The sequence below is a fragment of the Pseudonocardia sp. OZ21 genome, assembly GCF_059359135.1.
In genome coordinates this window covers 203,466-225,345 of the sequence record NZ_JCADBN010000013.1, presented here as the reverse complement: position 1 = coordinate 225,345, position 21,880 = coordinate 203,466, and the positions used below count along the sequence as shown (strand labels likewise).

Genomic DNA, 21,880 nt, shown 5'->3' with positions numbered 1-21,880 from the left:
ACCGTCGACGACCCGTGGGGCTTCGGCAACTCGCTGGAGTGGGCCACGAGCTGCCCGCCGCCGCGACACAACTTCACCGAGCTGCCGCGGATCCGCTCGGAGCGTCCGGCGTTCGAGCTGCACTACCCACACATGGTGGAGCGCTACCGCCGCGAGGCGCACGCCGGCCGCCGGGCATTGCCCTCCGAAGTAGCGGCTCAGGCCACGGCGCGGGAAACGCAACCCACCTCGGACCCGCGTTCACGCTGACGGAGAGACGCGGTGCGCGCCGCGCAATCACCAGGCTGGCGCACGGCGGTCCGGCCCCGACGCCTCTGGCGGGAGCGGCAAATCTGATCCCTGGGGCGCTACTGCGAGGATCTGGTTGCCAAATGCCGCCCGGCGGATGACATCCGCCGCACTGCGATCAATCGCATGTTCGACAGCCCTGGAGTCGTTGACCCCATCCCTGTCCCGTTGCCGACCACCTGCGCGATCACGGGACTTCACCTTACGAGTGGAGGATCTTTCTTGTCCGCCGACGAGAGCGACTGCGGAGTACGCGCCGACCTCGCGCACCTTCTGGAGCTATGGGACATGCTGCCCGCGTGGAGGCACCCTGACTACTGGAAGGAGCTCGCGGCTACGGGCTGCGCGACGGGCGAGGACTACCTGCTCGAGAAGGTACACGGGGTTCGGCACCTCGCCGAAGAATATCTGAAGTCCGATCGGAACGACCGAACGTCCTACGAGCTCCAGTACATCGGCCAACATGTGCTGTCGGTCTTCAACCGCGAGAACCAAGCCATGTTCGACGTGCTCGACAAGTTGGCACCCAGCGTCACATGCGAAGCCGGTCACTTTGGGCGGCGTTGGGCTATAGATGCGGTCGACACGGCGTGGCGTCTTTACGTGCCTGCTGCAGGGAAGTCGAACCGGGAAGAGCGTGCCCAGACGGGTAACCTGCCGCCCTGGCTTGACCATGCCGCTGACTGAGCGACGTTGCACGCAGGTTTGAGTTCGGGATGGGCGCGGCTCTGACAACCGCTACCCGGCCGAGTGCACCCCGCCGCCGCGGAGGCCCTCAACCGGATAATTGGTCAGGACGATGATCACTCAGCGCGGTGGGCCTTGAGCTCGTACGCCGGGGTGGAGATCGGTGCCGACGGACCATCGCAGATGGCCCTGGAGGTTGCCGATTCCATCCCTTGTTCGCGCGGCTCGTGAACCACGGCGCGCGAGTTCTCGTCGAGGGTAGGCGGATTCGTTATGGCCAACTCCGTGCGCGTGGTCTCACGGAGAGTGAGTTACTTGTACAGTACTGTACTGTTTGGTCCAGTTGAAGGGGTTTCGACGCCGGTCACCGATCGGAGTGCCGTGCCCCTCGCTGCCCTGCGGACGCCTCGGGCGATACCCCAGGAGCAAGTAGAACTGACGAATAACTGCAGGTCTCGGCTTTGAGATGACCGTCAACCGTTCGAATCGTCGAGCCCTGGACGGTGCATCCGAGGCGACGTGGCGCTCCGCGGACTGCCTAGTCTCTTCTGGACTAGGCAGTCCGTGATATCGTGTTCAGGGCAAAGAGTCAAGTCGTCGGGCTAGGATCACTTCCGTGATGAGTGCCAGAGCCGAGCCTCCCGCGCGGCGGCGCCTGACCGCCCGCGGTGCCCTCACCCGCGAGCGCATTGTCCGCGCCGCGGCTGATCTCATGCACGCCAACGGGGTCGCCGGCACGACCATGGACCAGGTGATCGAGGCCTCCGGCACCAGCAAGTCGCAGCTCTACCACTACTTTGACGACAAGGACGCTCTGGTCGTCGCGGTGATCAAGATGCAGACCGCGCGGGTGATGGAGCGACAAGAGCCCCACCTCGAACAATTCAGCTCACTGCAGGGCTTGCGGCGATGGCGCGATGCCATCGTTCGCTTCGTCGAGGAACGCCACGGAGCGTACGGCTGCGAGATCGGCTCGCTCGCTAGTGAGCTCGCGGATCGTTCCGAGCCGGCCCGGATCCTGATCGACGCCACATTCCGTACCTGGGAGTCGTATCTTGCTGCAGGGCTCCGCCGGATGCAGGAACGCGGCGAACTCGATACCGAGACCGACGTGGCTGCGCTCGCCACCGGGATCATGGCGGCCTACCAGGGCGGCTACCTCCTCTCGCAAGCCGGACGAAGCGCGCAGCCGATAGCGCTGGCGCTCGACCTCGCGATCCGCAATGTGGAGGCGCTCGCGCCACAGCGGAAACGCGCATCCGGCGCAGCAAGCTGATCGGTTCGGGGTCTGGACCCCTTCGACATGGCGACCTGACAGTCCAGGTTTGGTAGCGCGATTGGCGACCGGCCGAGGCAAGCCGGGCCGCCGCGCGAATCCGGTACCGCCGTTGCCGCGGATCGGCGAGGACCGCAGATGAGAACTGGCTCTGCCCTTGCGGGAGGATACGCCGGCCTTGCCCGCGGCGTGCGCGGCCTGTGGCTGCGCCGACCGGTATGACGCCAGCATGGACTGGAACGGGGTGCACCACGGGCTCGTCTCCGGCGAACTCGCGGACCGCGCGGAGCGCGCCTGGATCTTGATCAACGCCGCGTTCCGCACGTAGCGGTCTTACTTGGCGGCCGGACTGAGCCAAATGCAGAAGCGGGCGGACGTCGGCGGGCAGGCCGACCCCTCCGGGCTCGCTGCCGCGACCATGGCCGCTTTCCACGTGACTACCTGCTCTCCCAGGAGGCGCGCAGCTCGCCGCTGATGGGGGCGGCGATCGGCCGTGTCGAGGTTCGGCTGGCCCTCAGCGGCTTCGCCCCGAGGGTGGCGAGCTGAAGCTCTCACGCTCCCTGGACGCCGTCACGACCGGACTTGACAGTCCAGTAGTGCTTCGCCAATAGTCGACTGGACCAGGTCGCCGCAGGACTCTACGCGGGCGTCGGTCGGCTGCGCTGTCGGGCCGCGAAGATCGCAGATAGGAACTCAGATGGCTTGTACGAGGGGAATCGTCGCCCATCGTCGCGGCGTGCGCGACCCGCGACTGCCTCCCTTACCGAATGGCGCGGGTATGGACTGGACGGTCGGGAATGGCGAGGTCACCCCTGTGATCGACACGGCCGGGTGGAGCTTCGAGATCGACGGTCTCGGCGACAAGTCGGGTCGGAGGAGCTGGGAGGACATCCGCTTGCTGTCGGGCGCACGCCGCCGAAGTGCAGGGGCGGGACACCACGATCGTCTTCACTCGCGCTGCGCCGGACGGGCAGGTCCGCCCACCGGACGCCTCATGGCGGAGGACGTTGCATCCATATCATCAGAGCGCAAGCTGGCCTGTCCGCCTGGCCTGTGCGTCAACAGGATTACGACCTGGGCGCGACAGCGACGTACATCCCCGGATCGCTGGAGCAAGTCGGCCGACCGCGACGTACTCGTCCGCTGAGCCCGCCCCGCGGACGACCTGATCCTCGGCGTGTAGCTGACACACGTGACGCTGAGAAATCTAGCTCGACAACGCATAGGTCAACTAACTAGAAAGGAATCGACGATGACCGAGCAGCAGAAGGCAGTCCTCGCTGGGGGCTGCTTCTGGGGGATGCAGGACCTCATACGCTCCCGCCCCGGCGTGTTGGCCACCCGCGTGGGCTACACCGGTGGCAACACCCCCAACGCCACCTACCGCAACCACGGCTCGCACGCCGAGGCCATCGAGATCATCTACGACCCGTCCGCCACCACCTACCGAGACCTGCTGGAGTTCTTCTTCCAGATCCACGACCCGAGCACGAAGAACCGCCAGGGCAACGACAGAGGAGCGTCATACCGCTCGGCGATCTTCTACCTCGACGACGAGCAACGTCGCGTCGCGGAGGACACAATCGCCGACGTCGACGCCTCGGGTCTGTGGCCAGGCAAGGTGGTCACCGAGGTCACGCCGGCCGGGCCCTTCTGGGAGGCCGAGCCCGAGCACCAGGACTACCTGCTGCATTACCCCAATGGCTACACCTGCCACTTCCCGCGGCCGGGATGGCTGCTACCACGGCGCAGCGACGCAATGTCGGAGTCGGCGTCGCAGTCGTCCTGACGTTCGCGACACCCGCCGAGCCGAAGTCCGACCGTGGGCCGTGCTGCACCGCCGCATCGTGGCGGGCGACGGGGCACCGACCCTCACGTCGGCCGAATGGACCCACCGGTGGCCGCGGTTTCGCCTCTCCAGGGTTCCACAGGCGCGCCTGTGGACTGGCTTGCCGACGACGAAATGGAGCGCCTCCTCCGAGCGACCATGGAGGCAGTTCGGGCAGCGTTGCACCGGGGGATCTGGTGGGCATTGGCCCCCGACGGAGGTGCGGTGGCCCGCAGCACGGTGGCAGGCGACCAGCTGGTGGTACTCAAACGAGCAGGCCCAGGAGGCAGTTCGGAAGACGGCCGGAGAGCAGGGAGAGGACATGGGTATGAGTGACGACGTGCAGATCCACACCACGCGGCTGGATGCCACGGCCAACGCGGAGCTGATGGCACTGGCCAAGGCCGGCGCCGCCGCTTTCGGCTATACCGCGGAACTCGCCCTGAACCAGCAGCTGGCCCAGCTGCTGCGACTGCGAGTGGCCCAGATCAACAACTGCGCCTACTGCCTCAACGTGCACTACGGCGCTGCTCGCGAGGCCGGCATCCAGCAGGCAAAGATCGACTTGCTCACCACGTGGTGGGAGACAAAGCTGTTCAGCGACCCCGAACGGGCCGCGCTGCAGTACGCCGAGGCTCTCACACGCGCTGCCGACACCACGGTCGCTCGAGCGTTCCAGCAGTATCACGACGCGCTGGCCGCCTACTTCGATGAGCCCGCAATGCTTGAGATCGTGGCGGTGGTCATCAACATGAACATCTGGACCCGGCTCAAGCTCGCGGAGGGGGCGATGCCCTCGACCGGCTGAGATGCGTGGAGCGGCGCGATCCTTCGGACGAGACCGACTTGTCCCAGGCCTGCCGGCCCAGCTCGGCTGCTGGGTGCTCGGAGTCTCTGAGTCCGGGAACTACGACTGGCGAGCGCATGCACCGTCACCGAGGAACGGTGCGTCAGGGAGTAGGCGGCTCGGGCGTCTACCGGCGAATGTTCCGACCACTGCCCCTTGCCGGTGGCCGTGCGCAGACGGATGTCGTCGAGGGTGGTGGTGCCACCCTCAGTCCCTCAGCACCCTTGGCCGCACCCTCGACGGACGCTGGCCCGCGTCGCCGCTCCCTTGCGTGTCGGCGCTCTCTCCACTACATCTCCATCCGCCGCAGGTCCACCACCCACACTGGCGCTACCCGGCGCGTGCGGTCTTCCACCAATCCTGGATCGCCGCGTTCACGTCCTCAGGGCGTTCGACCTGCACCCAGTGGCCACCTCCCGGCATGACAACCGCACGAGAGGCAGGATGCTGGAAGGTCGTCTTCTCGTACGCCGCTCTGGCCGAGTTCCTGTGGATGACCAGCACGGGAACGGTGCGCCGGGCGAGGTAGTGGTCCGTCTCCGGCCGGAACGCGATCGGAGCGTGGTCCCAGAGCGCTGCGAAGCCCGCCCGGATCATCGCGGGTGACACCGAGTCCACCCGGCGGAGCACCAGGGTGCGCAGCCACTCGGGCGTCTGATCGGTGAAGCTGGCCTGGCTGAAGAACCACGACTTCACGACTTCGTCGGGGTGCTCCCCGGCCAGTTGCTCCCTCGTCCTCTCGACCCTGACGCGACCCGCCTCGTCCGCCGCGTAGGACGCGTCGAGGACAACGACACCGAGCACGTGCTTCGGCCGCTCCACCGCCATCGAGGAAGCGATCGCCCCACCGAGCGAGTGACCGACGACCAGAGCGGGCTCGCCGGCGACCTGCTCGATGACGGCCGTCAGATCATCGAGCTGCCGATCCATGTCGTACCCGTCGGCCGGCGCGGAGTGCCCGTACCCGCGCAGGTCGTAGCCGATTACGCGGAAGTTCTGCTGCAGCAACGGAATGAGCCACGAGTAGTCGATCGAGTCAGCGGTCCAGCCGTGCACGAGCACGACCGGCGTTCCGGCTCCCGTAGCCGTATAGAAAAGTGTTGAGTCACCAGTCTCGAGATAAGGCATGCCGAATTTTCCGTCTTCCGGATATGCACCTAAGGGCCGTTCGGTCGGCGGCCGCGACCGGGTTCCGAGCATGATGGCGACCCGGGTCCATACCCTGATTCGTACTCAAGTTCTCCCGCCTTTCACGCTGAGTGAAGGGGCGGTGTCCGAGCAGGTCCTCGAGCGTCAAATCCTGACGAGCATGAGAATGGACGCCAGCGTCGGAACAGTTTGTGTCATGACGTCTCCGGCACTGATCCAGCCCCCCGCAGCAGCGGACATGCAGCGCGGCGCTCGTTCCGGAGATCGGCAGGCACCTGCCTCAGGACAAGGGCGTTGTCGAGGCGGAGAGCTCACTCGGCCCGTTCGTGATGTCGGTCCGGACACTCCACGCGAACTGGAGCAGCAGGGTGACCGGGGAGTTCTCCACGATGTTGATCATGGTCTGGAAGTCCTGTTCGGGGATCTCCTCCGACAACCGGACAGTGCGATGCAGATAGCGCGACGCCCCGACCACCCTCGGCTCGTGGTACGCGACGTCCACGGTGATGTCGCCGGCGTAGTCGTACTTGCGATCCGCATAACCGCGCAGCGTGATGGCCGTACACGAGGCAAGCGCCATCATCAAGTACTCGGTCGGGGTAGGTCCCGCGCCTGGCGCACCGGCACCCGGGTCGTCGGCCAGGCCCACGAACTCTCCCGCCCGGACCTCGGTCTCGAGCCGACTGGTGGCCAGCAGCGTCGCTCGCGCGGTCGCGACGACTCGATCATTTTCCGGGCTCATGCCCGCTCCTTTCGATCGGCGACCAGCCCCGACTTCCGACTCTTCCCGGAGACCTTCGGCCATTGACGTTCGCTGCAACACAACCCTCGCGGGGGCCCTGTCGCTCTCCCACCTTGCGGCCCCACATCCAGCTTCATCCCAGCCGTTCCGGCGGCCCCGTCAGTCACCGCTATCGATTTCATTGGAATAGCTCTCTGTATCAGTCCTCGCGCCTAACGGGCGAGCATGGCGCTCGAAGGCGCGTCAGGCGCCTGCCACTCCTGGTGCCCCCTCCCCACCGCACGTGCCGGCTCCACACGGGACCAGAACGCGGCAGTGCCCTGCACCTCTGCTCGCGGGGCTCCAATTCGGCCGGCGCGCTAACCATCCACGCGGACGGACGCTGCTCATGCGTCTCCTGTCCTGGCTCAGTGGACGGCCGCCCGAAAGTGCCGCCGGGGGATCTACCCCGGCGTACGCAACGACATGACTCGGCTATAGCAGCCCGAGTGCGGAGCGGCCAATGAAGTCGTGCACCGCCTCGCTGTTGGGCGGATGGAACGCCCCGGCGCGGACATCGCGGTAGAGCCGCTCCAGCTCACCGCGCCGGTGCAGCGAGCCGGCACCGACGATCTCCATCGCCAGCTCGGTGGCCTGACGCGCAGCGCGGGTGGCGTTCTCCTTCGCCGCGAACAGCCGAGGCAAGGTCCGCTCGCCGTAGTCGACCCCCGCGGTCAGGCCCGCGGTCAGCTCGTCCAACTGCGCCGTCGCCCCCTCCAGGACCAGCTCGGCCTCCGCCGCCAGGTACTGCACGAAGGGTTTAGTAGCCACCGGCGCATCACCGGTGCTCCTGGTCGTGCGCCGCCGCGCGGTGTCCAGCGCCAGATCCAGCGCCCGGCGGCCGACGCCCAGGTAGACGTTGCCCAACATGGGCAACACCCACGGCAGGATGGCGAAGACGAACCCGTCCGGCACCGCACCCACATCGAAGATCCCGACGACCCGCTCGTGCGGAACGAACACGTTGTCCAGGTGCGTGTCGTGGCTGGCCGTCGCGCGCAAGCCGAGGGTGTCCCAGGTGGGCACGGTGCGCGCGCCCTCGCTGTCACGCGCGACGAACCCGTGGACCACCTTGGGATGCTCCGGGTCGCTGTCGTCGCGGGCGTGGATGCCCAGCCAGTCCCAGGCAGGGGAGAGGGACGTGAACACCTTGTGCCCGCTGACCCGGTAGCCGCCCGCAACCGGGACCGCCGCCGTCAACGAGTCGAACAGACCCATGTCGTTGCCGGGCTCACCGTGACCGGCAGCAAAGACCTTGCCTGCCACGATGTCTTCGACCAGCCAGTCCACCCCGGCATCCCCGGCCCGGGCGAGGTCCGCCGTCGGCCCGGTCCAGTACAGATGCATGTTGATGCCCACCCCGGTAGCCGGCGCCCAGTAGCCCAGCCGCCGCTGTTCCCGGTTGAGCTCCGCGAGATCGAGCCCCAGCCCGCCACGATCGACGGGAATGGCAGCCCGCAAGTATCCGGCCTCGCGCAGGTCTGCCAAGTCCTCAGCGAAAAAGGCGTTCTCCCGATCGTAGCCACCCGCACGCGAGTGCAACGTCTTGAGCAGATCACCGGACAACACCGGACCGGAGTCATGAAACATGACTGTCGTCTCCTTCGGTCACTGGGGATTCATTTCGGCAGCCGTGCGCGATAAGACACGCGTACGGCTGAATGCAAGCAGGACTCACAGCGTTTTTCGCAGCATCGGGCTCAGGCGGGTCGGCGGTTTTCGAGGGGGTTGGCGGCAATGCGCCCGGCCATGTCCCTCTTGCCGACCGATGCGCCGGCGACGCTGTCTGCCTTGCGCCCCGGCCTGCTCGGTCTGTCGGATTCAGCTGTCCGACGGACCATTCGCCAGTCGTCTGACCAGGGGCGTCGCTTGATCGCGGCAAGTGGCACAGACCTCAACGCCGGAACTGTCAGAAGTCGCCCTCGGCCCGGCACGTGCTCGTCGATCGCGGTGGCGGGATGTCGAGCGACGGCCGAACACGCGGATAAGTGAGGCCCTGGTGACTACCGAGTCGGCGCAGGAATCCGCAGGCTCGCCTTCTCCGCGAGCTCCTCATCGGAAACCATTGTGATCATCTCGACTCCAGGAGCGCACAGCATGACCACGACGAAGCGGCTCGTCCGGTCGGCCAGCAGGTTTGCGACCGTGTAGTGGATGACATCGCCGCCCGGTTCCCAGAAGGCCTCTCCCGCCTTGATCGGATAAGGTGCCTGACCCTCGAGCTCGAACAACATCTCCCCCTCCAGCATATAGCCGAAAACGGGGCCGGAGTGACGGTGAGGACCGAGACCGGGGTCACCCGGGGGCAGCTCGAGGACCCGGACCATCGCGGAGGAACCCTGCGCGATGAACGGCGCCACGACCTCCAGTAGATCCTGCTGGCTCATGTTGGTAGAAGTGGACATTCATCTCCTTCGTAATAGCGCTCGCCTTCGGCGTATCTCCGTCGAGTTGGCGAACTCCCCGCCGTCACATCTGCCGCCGGAGGTTCAACCACACAGAGGTCAGTCCCGGACGACCAGCACGGTCTTGCCTGGGCGAGACCTGCGGACGGCGCCGCTCTCGTAAGCGGCCCGACCCTCGGTCAGGGGAAACGTCGCGGCCACGCTGACTTTCAACTTGCCGGTGTCGATCATGTGGGCTATGCGGGCAAGGCCGTCCCGCTCCGCCGTCACGATGAAGAACTGAGCGCTGACGCCGTACTTGTCGGCCAACTCCTGCGAGGGAGGCTCCTGGAGGGTGATCAGACGCCCGCCACGACGCAGCGCCGCGAACAGGGCTTCCGGTACGTCCCGGCCGACAGCGTTGATCACGACGTCGAAGACGCCCGTCTCCGCGTCGAGCGACTCCGCGTCGGTGGTGATCACGCGCTCGGCACCCAGGCCGAGGACGTATCCCACGTCGGGGGTATGCACTGTGGATGTGACACCGGCTCCCAGCGCGGTCGCCAGCTGGGTGACGAAGGCGCCGACACCGCCGGCGCCACCGTGTACCAGCACGTGCTGGCCCGGTTGGACTGCCGCATGCTCGACGAGGGCCTGCCAGGCGGTCAGCGCCGGGAGCACGGCGGCCGCCGCGACGACGTGCGACACCGTGCGCGGCCGGGCGGCCATGCTCGTGACCGGCACGCTGACGTACTCCGCCGCGGCGCCGTCCCGGTCGAACGGCACCAGTCCGTACACCTCGTCACCGACCGAGAATCCGGTGACACCGTCGCCGACCTCGGCCACGACCCCGGAGAACTCGTGGGACGGGATGACCGGAGTGCGGTCGGCACCCCCGGAGGCCCACGTCTCGGGCCAGGCCAGTTCATCGAATGTGATCGCCGCCGCGTGGACCGCGATCAACACCTCGCCATCCTCCGGAGTCGGCCGCGGCGCCGACTCGTACACCAGCACTTCAGGACCACCCTGAGTGTGCGCCCGCATCGCCGTCATGCTTTCCATGATTCAGCCCTCCTCGTGTCCTTCGCGCGCATCCAGCATTTTGAGAACACCGAACCCTTCGCCGAACGGCGGGTCGAGTTCGGTTGCGCCACCGGGGCTGGGGCGAGTTGGGTCATGACGCCTTCTCAGGAGAGACGGTGCGGTTTCGAGGGACAACTGCCTCGACGAACGTCGCGACCGCCGCCGTACGCGGCTGCTCACGGTGCCCTGCACCGCACGCCATCGGTCGCAGGATCGGCTCCGCAACAGCGACAGCCAGGCGACGACGCCGTGCGAAGCACACCGGGGACGGAACCAGCACGATTGGACCTTCAGATGCGCACGAGAGGCGCGTCGACCAGATGCTCGGCCAGGAACCAGCACTGCAGCTCTCCGGTACGGATGACCTGCGAAACGAGCAAGTCGTTGGTTCCATCGTCGCCTAGCTCCGCGCTCTTGGCAGCCGCCTTGTGGGCGTCGATCAAGATGCGTTCATGCGCGTCGAGCAGCCGAGAGAGCATCGCCGGAACCTGCTCGACACCATCCGGCGGTCGCGGAATGCCGCTCAGCTCAGCTGCATGGCGGGGATCGCCTACCGCAACGGCACCTAGGCTCTGGATGCGTTCGGCGATCGCGTCGATAAGAGCGAGCTGCTCGTCAGCGTGCTTGTCGAGCAGGAGGTGGAGCTGGTAGAAGGTCGCACCTCGGACATTCCAGTGGCTCTTCTTGTAAAGCGCGTGAAGAATCTGAGTGTCCGCTAATGTCCGGTTGAGCTTTTCGCCCGCGTACATGCGCGCGTCATAGGACAATCCGACGGGGAACTGCTTCACGGTCCCAAACTTCTGGATCTCGCCTCCCCCGTGTTGATGCAGCCCCGGCTGGCTCGACGGTGAGACTCGATCCGTTCCGTCCTGAGTTGCGGTCATCGGTGGACCTCCTCCACATTCACGGTTCGTACTGACACTCTTTGGGAATGATCTCGTTTGGCTTCGTACACCCACCAGCGCCCAGCCACGGCGCGAGCCTTTACTCGGCCGCCGCTTCCATGGACCGCCTGACGGTCTCGTGCAGCTCCGCCCAGGAGCGGGTGAACCGATCAACGCCGTCACGTTCCAGGACCGTGAAGACTTCCGCGAGATCGACACCTGTGGCAGCTATCGCGTCGATCATCTCACGGGCCTCGGGGGCACGGCCGGTAACTGCGTCGCCGTTGTCGGCTCTCCGGAGTGAGCCGTGATCGGCAAAGGCGCTCAGCGTTGCTTCGGGCATCGTGTTCACGGTTCCGGGAACCGCGAGCTCGGTGACATACAGCGTGTCCGGGTAGGCAGGATTCTTCACGCCCGTCGAAGCCCAGAGCGGCCGCTGAACCCGAGCGCCATTTGCCGCGAGGCGCTCCCAGCGCGGACCGGCAAACGTCTCCCGGAATGCTTGATAAGCAAGTCTCGAGTTCGCGATACCGGCCATGCCCCGCAACGCGAGTGCTTCATCCGACCCGATCTGTTCGAGGCGTTTGTCCACCTCAGCGTCGACACGCGAGACGAAGAGACTCGCGACCGAGTGGACTCCGGACACAGGCGCGCCGTCGTCGAGTGCCCGCTCGAGGCCGGCGAGGTACGCCGCCATCACCTCCCGGTACCGCTCCACCGAGAAGATGAGCGTGACGTTGATGTCGATGCCAAGCGCGAGAGCTTCCGTGATGGCCGGCAGGCTCGCCCTCGTCGCAGGAATCTTCACGTAGAGATTCGGGTGGCCGACCGCTCGCATGAGGCTCACGGCCTCGAGGACCGTCTCCTCACAGTTGCCGGCCAGATCGGGGTTGACCTCGAGTGACACCCGTCCTTCCACACCGTCGCTCGCCTCCCAGACGCCGCGGAACAACTCGCAGGCCTGCTGGACATCCACGACCATGAGCTTTCGAACAGCGTCTCCGACCGTCACCCCACGCTGAGCGAGCTCCCGGATCTGCGGCGTATAGACCCCTCGGTGCGCGAGCGCAGCCGCGAAGATGGTCGGGTTGGTGGTGACACCGACGACGTGCTTGTCGTCGATGAGTCGCCGAAGATCGCCGCTGACCAGGCGATCACGCGACAGGTCGTCGAGCCAGATCGAAACACCCGCCGCGGTGAGCGCAGCAAGTCGGTCGTCTGCCACGTGAATTCCTCTCTGGACTCTGGAATCTCCGGGGGCGCTGGCCTCCGCCCTGGCATTCCGGCCGGGCTTGCGGCCGTCCACGACTTCCCCGTCGGGTACGACTCAGCGCTCCGTCGATCCACTCAGGGCGGGACGAGGCCCTCGTAGATGCAGTCGGCATCAGAACTAGACTGCTTGTTCCAGACTATGGCATCAGACAGGTGGCCTACAGGAGGCCTAACAGTGGCGCACGTCACAGCGCTCAGGCGTCCTCCAACCAGCGTGTGAGGCATCTCGGTGGCCGCGCACCCAACCCGCTCACCTGCATGAACCAGGGGACGCGGGCCTGGCCTCCCAGCAACGGTGAGGACCCGGGCATACGCCCATGGGACCGGCGACGCTCCGATTCGATCGTCCGCCCTGCTGCCGCGCTCTCCCATCCACGTCGGAGAGCGATACGTCGATGGACCATCTAGCACCAACGAAGCGGGCGGAGGGTGCTGTTGGCGTCCAGGTCTGCCGAACTGAGGTGGCGGACCCACGACCGAGCTGCTGGGGGGGCACCGCAGCGGGTCGTCCCGCTTGTCCGGATACCTATCGCCGGCTATCGCCCCATGCTGGAGGTGATCGATATGGGTCGCAGATGGACGAGAGTCGGGCGCACGTTGGCGTTGACCGTTTAGTTCAACGCTGCGCACACGACCTGGGTGGGCTGGGCGCACCGTTCGGACGGTGGCGTCGGACTCGACATGCTGGCGGCTGCTCGACCAGGCCCTCGCGCAGATCCCTGACGCGCACCGCCACGGCAGCCACCGGGACCGGCGCCGGTCTGGCCGAGCTCACCGAGCGTGCTCCCCTCCGCCGCGATGCAGGGCTACCCCGAGCGCACGAGGATCATCGTCCGCCGAGAGCACCCGCACTCCGGCGCGCAGCTGGACCTGACGGAGACCCACGACGGCTGGCGCCACACCTGCTTCGCCACCGACACCCGGTTCGGACAGCTCGCCTCCCTCGACGCCCGCCACCGCGCCCACCCCCAGGTCGAAGACCGCATCCGCACCGCGAAAGACACCGGCCTGAGCCACTCCTCATCCCGGACCTTCGCGATCAACGCCGCCTGGCTCACGGTCGTGCTGCTCGCGGTCGACCTGCTCGCCTGGACCCAACAGCTCGCCCTCAACGGGCCTCTCGCGAAAGCCGAACCCAAGACGCTGCGCTACCGGCCGCACGTCGCTGCCCGGATCACCCGCGGTCAGCGCCGGACTGGGTCCGGATCCAGCAGTCCTGGCCCTGGGCCCACCAGCTCGCGAGGCGTTCGCCCGCCTGCACGCGCTGCCCGTCCGGTGCGGACTGAGACCCGTTCCCGACCCGACGATTCATCTTGGGGCACCCGGCAGAAACAGCAAGCCCGGCACTCCCGCACGCCCGGACCCGGAAACGAACAGCAGCGCGCCCGAGAGGATCAACCAACGCCGTCTCCCCATCAGGTCGGCTGGCCCGTCGGTCCGCCGGCCGACCCGCCGGCCTGATCGTGAACAGCAACCCGATGACTACGCGACCTGCCTGCGGCCATGGCGTCACCCGCGGTCAATAACGAAGCGCCGAGGAAGACGATGTCCTTGACCAAGAACTGCCCTGCCGGAGACAATCTGGGATCCCTGTGCCGATCCTCCCACGCTTCCGGGGTCGTCACCAAGAAGCTGAGCGTCGTGGCAAACATCCCCGCCGCTGCCGCGCTACCGAGGGCGGACGCTCTACTGGAGAGCGGCTTCGCAGCGATCAGTGCGCCGATCACGATCTCAACGACGCCGATGAACCTTGCCAGTTCTCGTTCGCCGAACCTGGTCGCGAGTCGTGAGAAGGGAGGACTCCCATTGATCAGCGGACGAATGTTCTCGACCTCGAAGTCCTCGAACTTGAGCCGGCCGATCGCCGCGAGATTTAATGCAAGACCGTACCGGATGGTCGCCATTCCGATGGCCTGGCCCCTATCGACGGCCGCTCTTCGAAACTTCATGTACCTCCCCTTTCCTCGCCTTGCCGAGATATGCGAACCATATCGCCCAGAACGTTTCGTGGCGCCCTAGCGCGGATCAAAACTTGACGCTTCAGTCCTGCGGGGCGCCGACCTGCGATCGACCTCAATCTGCGTTAGTCGGATGACAGTGAACCTTGATCCGCATCCTGCGAGATCAAAGCGCCACCTTGATGCCGACGAACCGCTGGCCAACCGTATCCATCAGCTCCGGGACATCGTCCTGCCCGGGGCGCGCACGCAGCCGGTCGTGGTGACGAAATTGACGGCACCCAGGATCGTGCCCAGTCCTCCGACGACCAAGCCGATGATCCACAGGTCTGACCCCACCGCTGGGAACGGCCGTCGGGTCGGGTAGGACGAGTGAACGCGTCGCTTGGTCGCCCAGCCGACTATCGCCGCCCCGTGAACGGACTGTCAAGTCCATCACCGGGACGCGTCGGCGTCCGAGATCGATCACGCACGCCAGGCCGTCGACCGCCGTTTGTCTCTTATCTCCTGGTCTATCGCCGGTGGACGCGGGCGTCGCCGCACGCATGCTGTTGCGAACAACCTCCCGTACTGGACTTGACAGTCCTACTTCGGCTGGGTAAGAAGCTCCTGCGCGGCTTAGTCAGCATGTCGATCCTCGACGCTGGCTACTGCTGGCGTGTGGCGTGGCCGGCGGCTCATAGCTGGCATCCGGCGCCGGCACTCGCGTTGGCTGCGCAGTCACGCGGCTGGACGGGTTGCGCCGGCTGAACTAATCGACGACAGCGGCGGCACAGCACACCTGCCTTCGTTACTGGCAGTTCGTGTCGTCTGTATCTGCGCCTCGATCACGGATGGGCGCGAGGAGGGACAGGACGATGACTGAGGGGTTCGAGGGTCAGAAGCTCGTCGTAGTCGGGGGGAGCAGCGGTATGGGTCGTGCCGCCGCGCTCGATGTAGTTGCGGGCGGCGGTAGCGCCGTGATCATCGGGCGTGATCGAGGGCGCGTGGAAGACACGGTGAGAAACCTGTCGCCGGGCAAAGCATGGGGTATCACCGCCGATATCACGCGGCGCGATGAAGTGGAGAATGTGCAAAAGCAGCTATCGGGTGAACATGCGGACGCCACGCTCCTGGTGAATGCTGCCGGGTTCTTCATCCCTCGCGAATTTGTTGCCTACGACCCGGCCTTCTATGACTCTTATCTCGAGCTGAATCGTGCGCTGTTCTTTCTGACACAGACCGTGGTGAACGGAATGATCGCGGGCGGCCGGGGCGGTTCGATCGTGAACATCGGGAGCATGTGGGCGCATCAGGCGATCGGCCTCACGCCCTCGGCCGGGTACTCGATGGCCAAGGCCGGGCTCCACGCGCTCACCCACAACCTTGCGATCGAGCTCGCCTCACACGGCATTCGCGTCAACGCGGTCGCGCCGGCGGTCGTCGCCACCCCACTGTACGAAGGGTTCATCCCGCCGGAGCAGGTACAGGAGACGCTCGACAGCTTCAGCGGGCTGCATCCGCTGGGGCGTGTCGGCTCCGCGCAGGACGTCGCCTCGGCGATCACCTTCCTGTTGTCCGGCCATGCGGCCTGGGTGACCGGCGCGATTCTCAACGTCGACGGCGGGGTCATGGCGGGCCGGAACTAGGTGTACTGATCGGACAGGGTCCTCCTTGTGCGAGAGGGCGGCCAGGAGGGGGTACACCCGCCCGCACGGCCCGGCCGACGCTGCTCAACCTGGTGATCGGCGGGCGGGCTCCGCAGGCGGTGTGGGGTCGGTAGTGGCTGTACTCGTGGATCCAGCTGGGTAGGGCTTCTCGACGGTGTGACTCGTCGGCGTAGAGCCTGCGGAAGGCGCACCCGTCGACGAGTGTGCGGTGGAACCACTCGATGTTCGTCAAGTCGCCGAGCTGCTCGGCTCTGTGGCTGGTCGAGGGAGGTCGGCGTAGATCTTCTGCCGAGGTAGCGCTTCAGGTAGCGGATGATCTCTCGTTTGCTGAGGCCTTCGGCAGCGGTGTAGAGGGCGCTGTTCGCGGCGCGGTTGCCTCCTCGATGTCACCGGCAACTCTGCTACTAAGTGCTCGATGGACAGTCCCGTGAGTCTCGCTTGAGGCGGCGCCGACCCTCGCGACACAACCTCATGCCCTGTCGATTGGAGCGACGCCGGCGCGGCTGCGTCGGCTGCTGGTTGTCGGACCGGTCGGGAACCAACAGCACGATCGCCACAGCGGTCCAGCGAGCCCGGCGTGCAGACACGCCTCTGGTCTTCGAGTCCAGCATCAGTGCGCTGGTACCAGACTTGACAGTCTGAGACCTCTCGGTAATCTAGGACCAGCTGGTCCAGTCTTGAGAGGAGGCGAGGTGGCGCCGTGCGTCGACGGCTGCGCCGCAGGATGTTGCCCCCGGTCGGTGGCGCATGTGTCACACAGTGCAGTGCCGACAGTATTCATGAAGACAGCTCTCGCCTCTTGAGGTCAACGCTTGGGAGGCTTCGACTCGGCACCCAGCGAGCTGGCCGGCTATGGCCAGACCTGATCCCGTCCAGCGCCGTCCGCAGCGAGCGGTCTGGTAGTGGCGCACCCATCGCTGAGACGGATGATTTCGCATTGGCCGCCTCGTCGGCAGGGGAGAGCCGTCGTCTTCCGTCAGGGATGGCGCTGGATCGGCACAGCAGGTCTGATTCTGTGGTTGATGCAAGAGGCTTCCCTGCCTTGGCGCGCCATGCGGACAATTAAGCGGTGCGGATACCGGTCCGGCTCCCTTCGGCGGCATCGAATCTCCTCGGTGACGGCGTTGGTCGAGTGCGGCGGCCGACGAGTTGTCGTAGCGCGTCTGGTCGCGATGCTCCCGAAGGTCCACGCATGCAGTTGCCGTGCGGCACCGCTTGTCGCTCGACAGCCCTCCTGGACCCGGATTGGTTGAAAGCCACTCCTGTTCGCGGCAGGTACGGTCGGAGGGGAGTCGCCGAGCGGCAGCTCGGGACCGCCGGCCTTGCTCGGCTCATTCGCACCCTGCAGCTACAGGTCAGAGATTGGCACATGGACAACCCGGGTGATCGAGCTTGAGGTCATGGGAGTTCTTCGAGCAGGAACCGTACCCGCTGCGCCTGGACTCCCTCGAGTCACTTGGGCGCTGGCGTGACGTCGTCCTACGTAGGGTGCGGGAGCGCTATGACGACCGGGTGGGAGAGGACACCGCGGCGGGTGAGTCGGTTGGCCGTACAGACCCCGAGCGCAGCAGCTTGCCGGATGTGTCGCTTCGGACCTGGTATTTCTGTCTCGTGGCCGGCCTGAGCCGGATGCGGGAGCGGGGCGAGTTGCGGCCTGAGGCCGATCCCGCTGCGCTGGCCACGGGGATCATCGCGGCCGTTGAGGGTGGCTATTTGCTTGCCCGGGCCGCGCGGAGCGTGCGGCCGATGGAGCTCGCATTCGACATGGCTCTCGAGCATGTTCGATACTTCGCCGAGCCGGTCTGAGTGGCTTGGTTGCAACAGCAACGTGACGCGGCACCCAGGCCACTGCATGCGATAGCCAGAGCTTGATCTTGCATTAGGAAGGAGCGGCTCGCGGATTTCGCGCCCCTCCGTGTATGTCCGGTTCAGCCCGCGAGACGGCGGCGAGATGGAGCCGATCGACACCCGTCTCGACTCAACACAGCCAAAGGCAGCGGCCGGCTCGACGGTAAGCACGCGTCCGCAGCGGTCGGTCGGGTGCTGACTACCACGACGTGCATGGCGCCAGGGTCGAAGGTCACCAGGGTTGACCTCGGCCGTCCGGCGTGGTGGGGTGCGAAATCGTTGGGGGGGGTTCCCGCCGGTCGGAGGTGCGGATCCGACCCACACGCATGGGGGCCGTCCCCGCGCCCTTCGTTGGCCATGTCCACGCATCAGCGCGGACTGCTGCAGTTGGACCCAATGTTCAGAATGACTGTTCTGCTGCACCCTTTGCTTGGTAACGTCCCTTCTTGTGGCGCATTCGGACAGCGGGGGTCAGTCGCCGCGACTTACTGCGCGCGGCGCGGCCACCCGAGCGCGCATCCTGCAGGCTGCTGCAGATCTGATGCACGCCAAGGGCGTGGCTGCAACGACCTTGGATGACGTCCGAGTGGCCAGTGGCACCAGCAAGTCGCAGCTCTACCAGCATTTCAGCGACAAAGACGCCTTGGTGCGTGAGGTCATCTCATTGCAGGCCGGTCGGGTGCTTGAGCGGCAGCGTCGGCGGCTGGAGCGGTTGAGCTCCTTACGCGGGCTCGAACTCTGGCGAGACGCGATGGTGCAGCGCAACGCCCTCCGTAACGGTGCATACGGCTGTGAGCTGGGCTCACTTGTGAACGAACTCGCCGATCGGGACGAGGAGTCGCGAGTCGCGTTGGCTGCCCACCTTCGTACCTGGAAGGCCCTGCTCGCTGCCGGGCTCGCGCGGATGCGTGAGAACGGCGAGCTAGGTCCGGACGCTGATCCCGGATGGCTGGCCACGGGGATAATGGCTGCCGTGCAGGGCGGTTACCTGCTCGCGCAGGCGGAGCGCGACGTCAGGCCGATGGAGATTGCCTTAGATATGGCGCTGGACCGCGTCCGCGGGCATGCATCCGGATCGACCGCCGACGCCAACCAGATGTGACGCTCGGCTCGGCGACCGATCAAGAGGAACGGGCGTCTGCTGACCAACAATAACCGACGCTGACGCGACAGCCGCCATCGGCTCGCTGAGCCCGGTTGCCTGGCGTTCGCAGCCGCCTCGACGACGAGCGCAGCCATGTGCTCCTGGAGCCCTATGCGTCGCAAGAGGTGCCGGACGCTCATTGCGTGATCGACCACTTCAAGAATCTCGTGCAGGGCGAGATCATTCCGCGGCTCGAGACCCGCGAATTCGAAAGAATTCGACGTCACCGGGTGAGCGGCGTCCCCAGCGCGAGCAGACGATGACGATCGCGGTGTTGCACCCAAGGCCCCGCCGCGTCAGGGGGTCGGACGAGCAGTAGTCCGGCACGCCCGAAGGGCGCGCTCGAACAAAGTATGATTCTCATCATAATGGAGTGAATCGTGTCGCGGTAGGCGGCTCGCACGTTCCGCTCGATGCCGAACCGGGGCTGTGGGGCCTCGTCCAGACCCTTTGGGTCCTGTCGGCGGCCTGTTCAGGAACCCGGGCCTGGAGACGGTGACGAGGCCACCGGCGCCAACATCGTCAAGGTGGCTCTGGAGGCCCTGCTCAAGCAGATCGCGGTCGACGCCGGCCTCGAGGGCGGCGTCGCGGCGGAGGAGGTCCGCGGGTTCACCACCGGCGAGGGCCTCGACGCCCGCTACAGGCCCCTCTATAATCGGACTAGGCAGTCCAGTCGAGCTGGCTGGCTGCCTGCCACCCGGCACCAGCGGTTGCGATCAGGAGCGGGGTGCGTCTCTGGTTGGCCAGGGGCGACCCCTCATCGCGGTGCCAGCTACAGCGAAAACGGAGGAGATGACTTGGAGTCGAAGTACGGTAAATCACCAGAGGCCATCGCTCGATTGACCTCTGAGCAGTTCCGCGTCACCCAGGAGGGCGCAACCGAACGCGCCTTCAGCAATGCTTACTGGGACAACAAGGAGCCGGGCATTTATGTGGACATCGTCTCCGGGGAGCCGCTCTTTGCTTCTCTCGACAAGTACGATAGCCATACCGGCTGGCCGAGCTTCACAAAGCCGATCGTCCAGCGCAATGTGGCGGAGCGCGATGACCGGAGCTACGGGATGCGCAGGGTCGAGGTCCGATCCGCTCATGCGGACAGTCATTTGGGACACGTCTTCGACGATGGCCCGCGCGACATGGGTGGGCGCCGTTACTGCCTCAACTCCGCCGCACTCCGGTTTGTGCCCGTAGCTGACCTAGAGCGCGAAGGGTACGGTGAGTACAGCGATCTATTCGGCGCCGAAAAAGAGGGTGACACCGTGGACCCGCCGGCCGGCGTAAGTGAATCTTAGAGTCGCAGCGCTGCGAGACCGGCTATGGCACGACGGGGCTGTCGGTGGGTCAGCGGGTGCCGATCTCGGGTCTGACCGCGTGGCAGGGGTTGTTCGTGCACGGCCGCGTCCAGGTGGGGCAGAGCGTTCTCGTGCACGGTGCGGCCGGTGGAGTCGGTTCGATGGTGACGCAGCTCGCGTGTGAGGCGGGTGCCTACGTCATCGGTACCGGACGTGCTGCCGACCCTCAGACGGCGCTCGACTTCGGCGCGCAGGAGTTCGTCGACATTCAGCACGACGGGTTGGAAGACGTCGGCCGGGTCGATCTGGTGTTCGAGGGGAAGACCGTCATCCGCGTTCGCGGGTAAGGACCGGCGACGCGATCGCCGGGCGGTAGATCGGCATGGCGAGCTTGGCGTCCTGTAACCAACTGATGGAGGTCAAGCTCGTCGCCGAGATACAGCCCGCGAGTAGAGCACGCGGACCGTAACGCGGCGCTCGACGACGACATCTCATTGGACGTTCGGTCGTTGCGATCGGACGTCAAATATTCTGCGGGAGATGTCGAACCTCGGATACCTTCTCGAGCAGGCAGTCCTGACCGATCGCAGAGCCCGTGGCCGCGAGGTCCTTCCCCCGTAGTCATCAGGGTGTCGTCGGTGGGCAGGAAAGCTCCTCCACTCGCAGGGTGATGTGGCCGTGACCGCGCAGGTGTTCGGCAGCGGGACGGGGATGAACTGAACGACAACGGGGGCTGCCGATCAGATTTGCCGCTCCCGCCAGAAGCGTCGGGGCCGGACCACCGCGCGCCAGCCTGGTGATTCGGCGGCGCGCACCGCGTCTCCGTCAGCGTGAACGCGGGTCCCAATAGGTGTCCGAGAGGTGGAAGTCGAGCGGCGGCGACGCGAGCAGGACGCCCGTGAGCCCACCCAACAGGAACGTGACCAGGAAGCCCAGTTCCACAGCGTCCTGATCCAGTTCACGAACTCACGTCGCGGTGGACGGGGCGTCGCGCCAGCACTGTTCCGGTCTCACGGCCGCCATGCAACGCCGCACCCACCCCTCCGCCGCGGCCGCCCTCGAGCGGGCTACTCAGCGACGGCAGCGCAGCGGATACCGGGCGGCACTACTTCTTACCTGTCTTCTTCCTGCCGGCGACCGTCTTCTTCGGCCCCTTGCGGGTGCGGGCATTGGTCTTGGTGCGCTGGCCGCGCACCGGCAGGCCCCGGCGGTGCCGGATCCCCTGGTAAGTGCCGATCTCGATCTTGCGTCGGATGTCGGCCTGCACCTCGCGGCGCAGGTCGCCCTCGACGCGGAGGTTGGTCTCGATGTACTCGCGGAGTGCGGCGAGGTCCTCGTCGGTCAGGTCCTTCGACCGCAGATCCTTGTCGATCCCGGTGGCCTTGAGGATCTCCAGCGACCGGGTACGCCCGATGCCGAAGATGTAGGTGAGTGCGATCTCCATCCGCTTGTCACGGGGGAGGTCGACGCCGGAGAGTCGTGCCATGCGGCGATGTGCTCCTTAATCGGT

17 protein-coding genes and 4 pseudogenes are annotated in these 21,880 nt (G+C 66.2%); 11 read left to right on the top strand and 10 right to left on the bottom strand.

All coding sequences use genetic code 11. The features are described 5' to 3' along the window. From AC5L35_RS27465 to AC5L35_RS27445, 5 genes and pseudogenes are all read left to right on the top strand, one after another. Positions 1–249: pseudogene (locus tag AC5L35_RS27465) on the top strand (cytochrome ubiquinol oxidase subunit I); the annotation flags it as partial. Between the two features lie 261 nt (positions 250–510). After that, a complete protein-coding gene (locus AC5L35_RS27460; protein ID WP_495062590.1) occupies positions 511–975 on the top strand; it encodes a hypothetical protein in 465 nt (154 codons plus the stop codon). 619 nt (positions 976–1,594) lie between these two features. Then, the gene (locus AC5L35_RS27455) at positions 1,595–2,251 is read left to right on the top strand and encodes a TetR/AcrR family transcriptional regulator (RefSeq protein WP_495062599.1); all 657 of its coding nucleotides are present in this window, start codon (positions 1,595–1,597) and stop codon (positions 2,249–2,251) included. A 1,252-nt stretch (positions 2,252–3,503) separates the two neighbouring features. Beyond that, positions 3,504–4,040 (top strand): peptide-methionine (S)-S-oxide reductase MsrA, encoded by a 537-nt coding sequence (gene msrA / locus AC5L35_RS27450; RefSeq protein ID WP_495062589.1) that lies wholly within the window; start codon positions 3,504–3,506, stop codon positions 4,038–4,040. 367 nt (positions 4,041–4,407) lie between these two features. Beyond that, on the top strand, positions 4,408–4,887 hold the full coding sequence (locus AC5L35_RS27445; protein ID WP_495062588.1) for a carboxymuconolactone decarboxylase family protein: 480 nt from the start codon (positions 4,408–4,410) through the stop codon (positions 4,885–4,887). Positions 4,888–5,256: 369 nt separating this feature from the next. On the opposite strand, the gene AC5L35_RS27440 is transcribed toward AC5L35_RS27445, so the two are convergent. The 7 genes from AC5L35_RS27440 to tal all read right to left on the bottom strand — a co-directional run bounded on the left by AC5L35_RS27440 (position 5,257) and on the right by tal (position 12,432). Beyond that, positions 5,257–6,126, bottom strand: coding sequence for an alpha/beta fold hydrolase (locus AC5L35_RS27440; RefSeq protein ID WP_495062587.1), 870 nt, complete (start codon positions 6,124–6,126; stop codon positions 5,257–5,259). A 229-nt stretch (positions 6,127–6,355) separates the two neighbouring features. Continuing rightward, the gene (locus AC5L35_RS27435) at positions 6,356–6,817 is read right to left on the bottom strand and encodes an OsmC family protein (RefSeq protein WP_495062586.1); all 462 of its coding nucleotides are present in this window, start codon (positions 6,815–6,817) and stop codon (positions 6,356–6,358) included. Between the two features lie 474 nt (positions 6,818–7,291). After that, positions 7,292–8,446, bottom strand: a complete 1,155-nt coding sequence (locus AC5L35_RS27430; RefSeq protein WP_495062585.1) for an acyl-CoA dehydrogenase family protein — start codon at positions 8,444–8,446, stop codon at positions 7,292–7,294. A 413-nt stretch (positions 8,447–8,859) separates the two neighbouring features. Then, entirely contained in the window at positions 8,860–9,243 is a 384-nt protein-coding gene (locus tag AC5L35_RS27425) for a cupin domain-containing protein (protein WP_495062584.1), read from the bottom strand. 117 nt (positions 9,244–9,360) lie between these two features. Next, positions 9,361–10,302 (bottom strand): NADP-dependent oxidoreductase, encoded by a 942-nt coding sequence (locus AC5L35_RS27420; protein WP_495062583.1) that lies wholly within the window; start codon positions 10,300–10,302, stop codon positions 9,361–9,363. A 311-nt stretch (positions 10,303–10,613) separates the two neighbouring features. Continuing rightward, positions 10,614–11,207: a Dps family protein gene (locus AC5L35_RS27415; protein WP_495062582.1), complete on the bottom strand. Its 594-nt coding sequence runs from the start codon at positions 11,205–11,207 to the stop codon at positions 10,614–10,616. 100 nt (positions 11,208–11,307) lie between these two features. Beyond that, on the bottom strand, positions 11,308–12,432 hold the full coding sequence (tal, locus tag AC5L35_RS27410; protein ID WP_495062581.1) for a transaldolase: 1,125 nt from the start codon (positions 12,430–12,432) through the stop codon (positions 11,308–11,310). An 851-nt stretch (positions 12,433–13,283) separates the two neighbouring features. Between tal and AC5L35_RS27405 the strand changes: the two are divergent. Next, positions 13,284–13,749: pseudogene (locus tag AC5L35_RS27405) on the top strand (transposase); the annotation flags it as partial. A 145-nt stretch (positions 13,750–13,894) separates the two neighbouring features. On the opposite strand, the gene AC5L35_RS27400 reads toward AC5L35_RS27405, so the two are convergent. After that, positions 13,895–14,383: a DUF417 family protein gene (locus AC5L35_RS27400; RefSeq protein WP_495062580.1), complete on the bottom strand. Its 489-nt coding sequence runs from the start codon at positions 14,381–14,383 to the stop codon at positions 13,895–13,897. A 911-nt stretch (positions 14,384–15,294) separates the two neighbouring features. Between AC5L35_RS27400 and AC5L35_RS27395 the strand changes: the two genes are divergently transcribed. After that, positions 15,295–16,065 carry an SDR family NAD(P)-dependent oxidoreductase gene (locus AC5L35_RS27395; RefSeq protein WP_495062579.1) on the top strand — a complete coding sequence of 257 codons (771 nt, stop codon included), beginning with the start codon at positions 15,295–15,297 and terminating at the stop codon, positions 16,063–16,065. 76 nt (positions 16,066–16,141) lie between these two features. Here AC5L35_RS27395 and AC5L35_RS27390 read toward each other — a convergent pair. Next, positions 16,142–16,309: pseudogene (locus AC5L35_RS27390) on the bottom strand (integrase core domain-containing protein); the annotation flags it as partial. 1,289 nt (positions 16,310–17,598) lie between these two features. On the opposite strand from AC5L35_RS27390, the gene AC5L35_RS27385 reads away from it, so the two are divergent. From AC5L35_RS27385 to AC5L35_RS27370, 4 genes and pseudogenes are all read left to right on the top strand, one after another. Further along, positions 17,599–17,892, top strand: coding sequence for a TetR family transcriptional regulator C-terminal domain-containing protein (locus AC5L35_RS27385; protein WP_495062578.1), 294 nt, complete (start codon positions 17,599–17,601; stop codon positions 17,890–17,892). A gap of 490 nt (positions 17,893–18,382) precedes the next feature. Beyond that, entirely contained in the window at positions 18,383–19,036 is a 654-nt protein-coding gene (locus tag AC5L35_RS27380) for a TetR/AcrR family transcriptional regulator (protein WP_495062577.1), read from the top strand. A 752-nt stretch (positions 19,037–19,788) separates the two neighbouring features. Beyond that, a complete protein-coding gene (gene msrB / locus AC5L35_RS27375) occupies positions 19,789–20,370 on the top strand; it encodes a peptide-methionine (R)-S-oxide reductase MsrB (protein ID WP_495062598.1) in 582 nt (193 codons plus the stop codon). A 20-nt stretch (positions 20,371–20,390) separates the two neighbouring features. Next, positions 20,391–20,687, top strand: a pseudogene (locus AC5L35_RS27370) (NADP-dependent oxidoreductase); the annotation flags it as partial. A gap of 788 nt (positions 20,688–21,475) precedes the next feature. On the opposite strand, the gene rpsM reads toward AC5L35_RS27370, so the two are convergent. Then, the gene (gene rpsM, locus AC5L35_RS27365; RefSeq protein WP_495062576.1) at positions 21,476–21,856 is read right to left on the bottom strand and encodes a 30S ribosomal protein S13; all 381 of its coding nucleotides are present in this window, start codon (positions 21,854–21,856) and stop codon (positions 21,476–21,478) included. Between the last annotated feature and the right edge of the window lie 24 nt (positions 21,857–21,880).

Coding starts and splice junctions, on each gene's coding strand:
- AC5L35_RS27455 (WP_495062599.1), top strand. CDS start 1,595: ATGAGTGCCAGAGCCGAGCCTCCCGCGCGGCGGCGCCTGACCGCCCGC.
- msrA (WP_495062589.1), top strand. CDS start 3,504: ATGACCGAGCAGCAGAAGGCAGTCCTCGCTGGGGGCTGCTTCTGGGGG.
- AC5L35_RS27445 (WP_495062588.1), top strand. CDS start 4,408: ATGAGTGACGACGTGCAGATCCACACCACGCGGCTGGATGCCACGGCC.
- AC5L35_RS27440 (WP_495062587.1), bottom strand. CDS start 6,126: ATGCTCGGAACCCGGTCGCGGCCGCCGACCGAACGGCCCTTAGGTGCA.
- AC5L35_RS27435 (WP_495062586.1), bottom strand. CDS start 6,817: ATGAGCCCGGAAAATGATCGAGTCGTCGCGACCGCGCGAGCGACGCTG.
- AC5L35_RS27430 (WP_495062585.1), bottom strand. CDS start 8,446: ATGTTTCATGACTCCGGTCCGGTGTTGTCCGGTGATCTGCTCAAGACG.
- AC5L35_RS27425 (WP_495062584.1), bottom strand. CDS start 9,243: ATGAGCCAGCAGGATCTACTGGAGGTCGTGGCGCCGTTCATCGCGCAG.
- AC5L35_RS27420 (WP_495062583.1), bottom strand. CDS start 10,302: ATGGAAAGCATGACGGCGATGCGGGCGCACACTCAGGGTGGTCCTGAA.
- AC5L35_RS27415 (WP_495062582.1), bottom strand. CDS start 11,207: ATGACCGCAACTCAGGACGGAACGGATCGAGTCTCACCGTCGAGCCAG.
- AC5L35_RS27400 (WP_495062580.1), bottom strand. CDS start 14,383: ATGGCGACCATCCGGTACGGTCTTGCATTAAATCTCGCGGCGATCGGC.
- AC5L35_RS27395 (WP_495062579.1), top strand. CDS start 15,295: ATGACTGAGGGGTTCGAGGGTCAGAAGCTCGTCGTAGTCGGGGGGAGC.
- rpsM (WP_495062576.1), bottom strand. CDS start 21,856: ATGGCACGACTCTCCGGCGTCGACCTCCCCCGTGACAAGCGGATGGAG.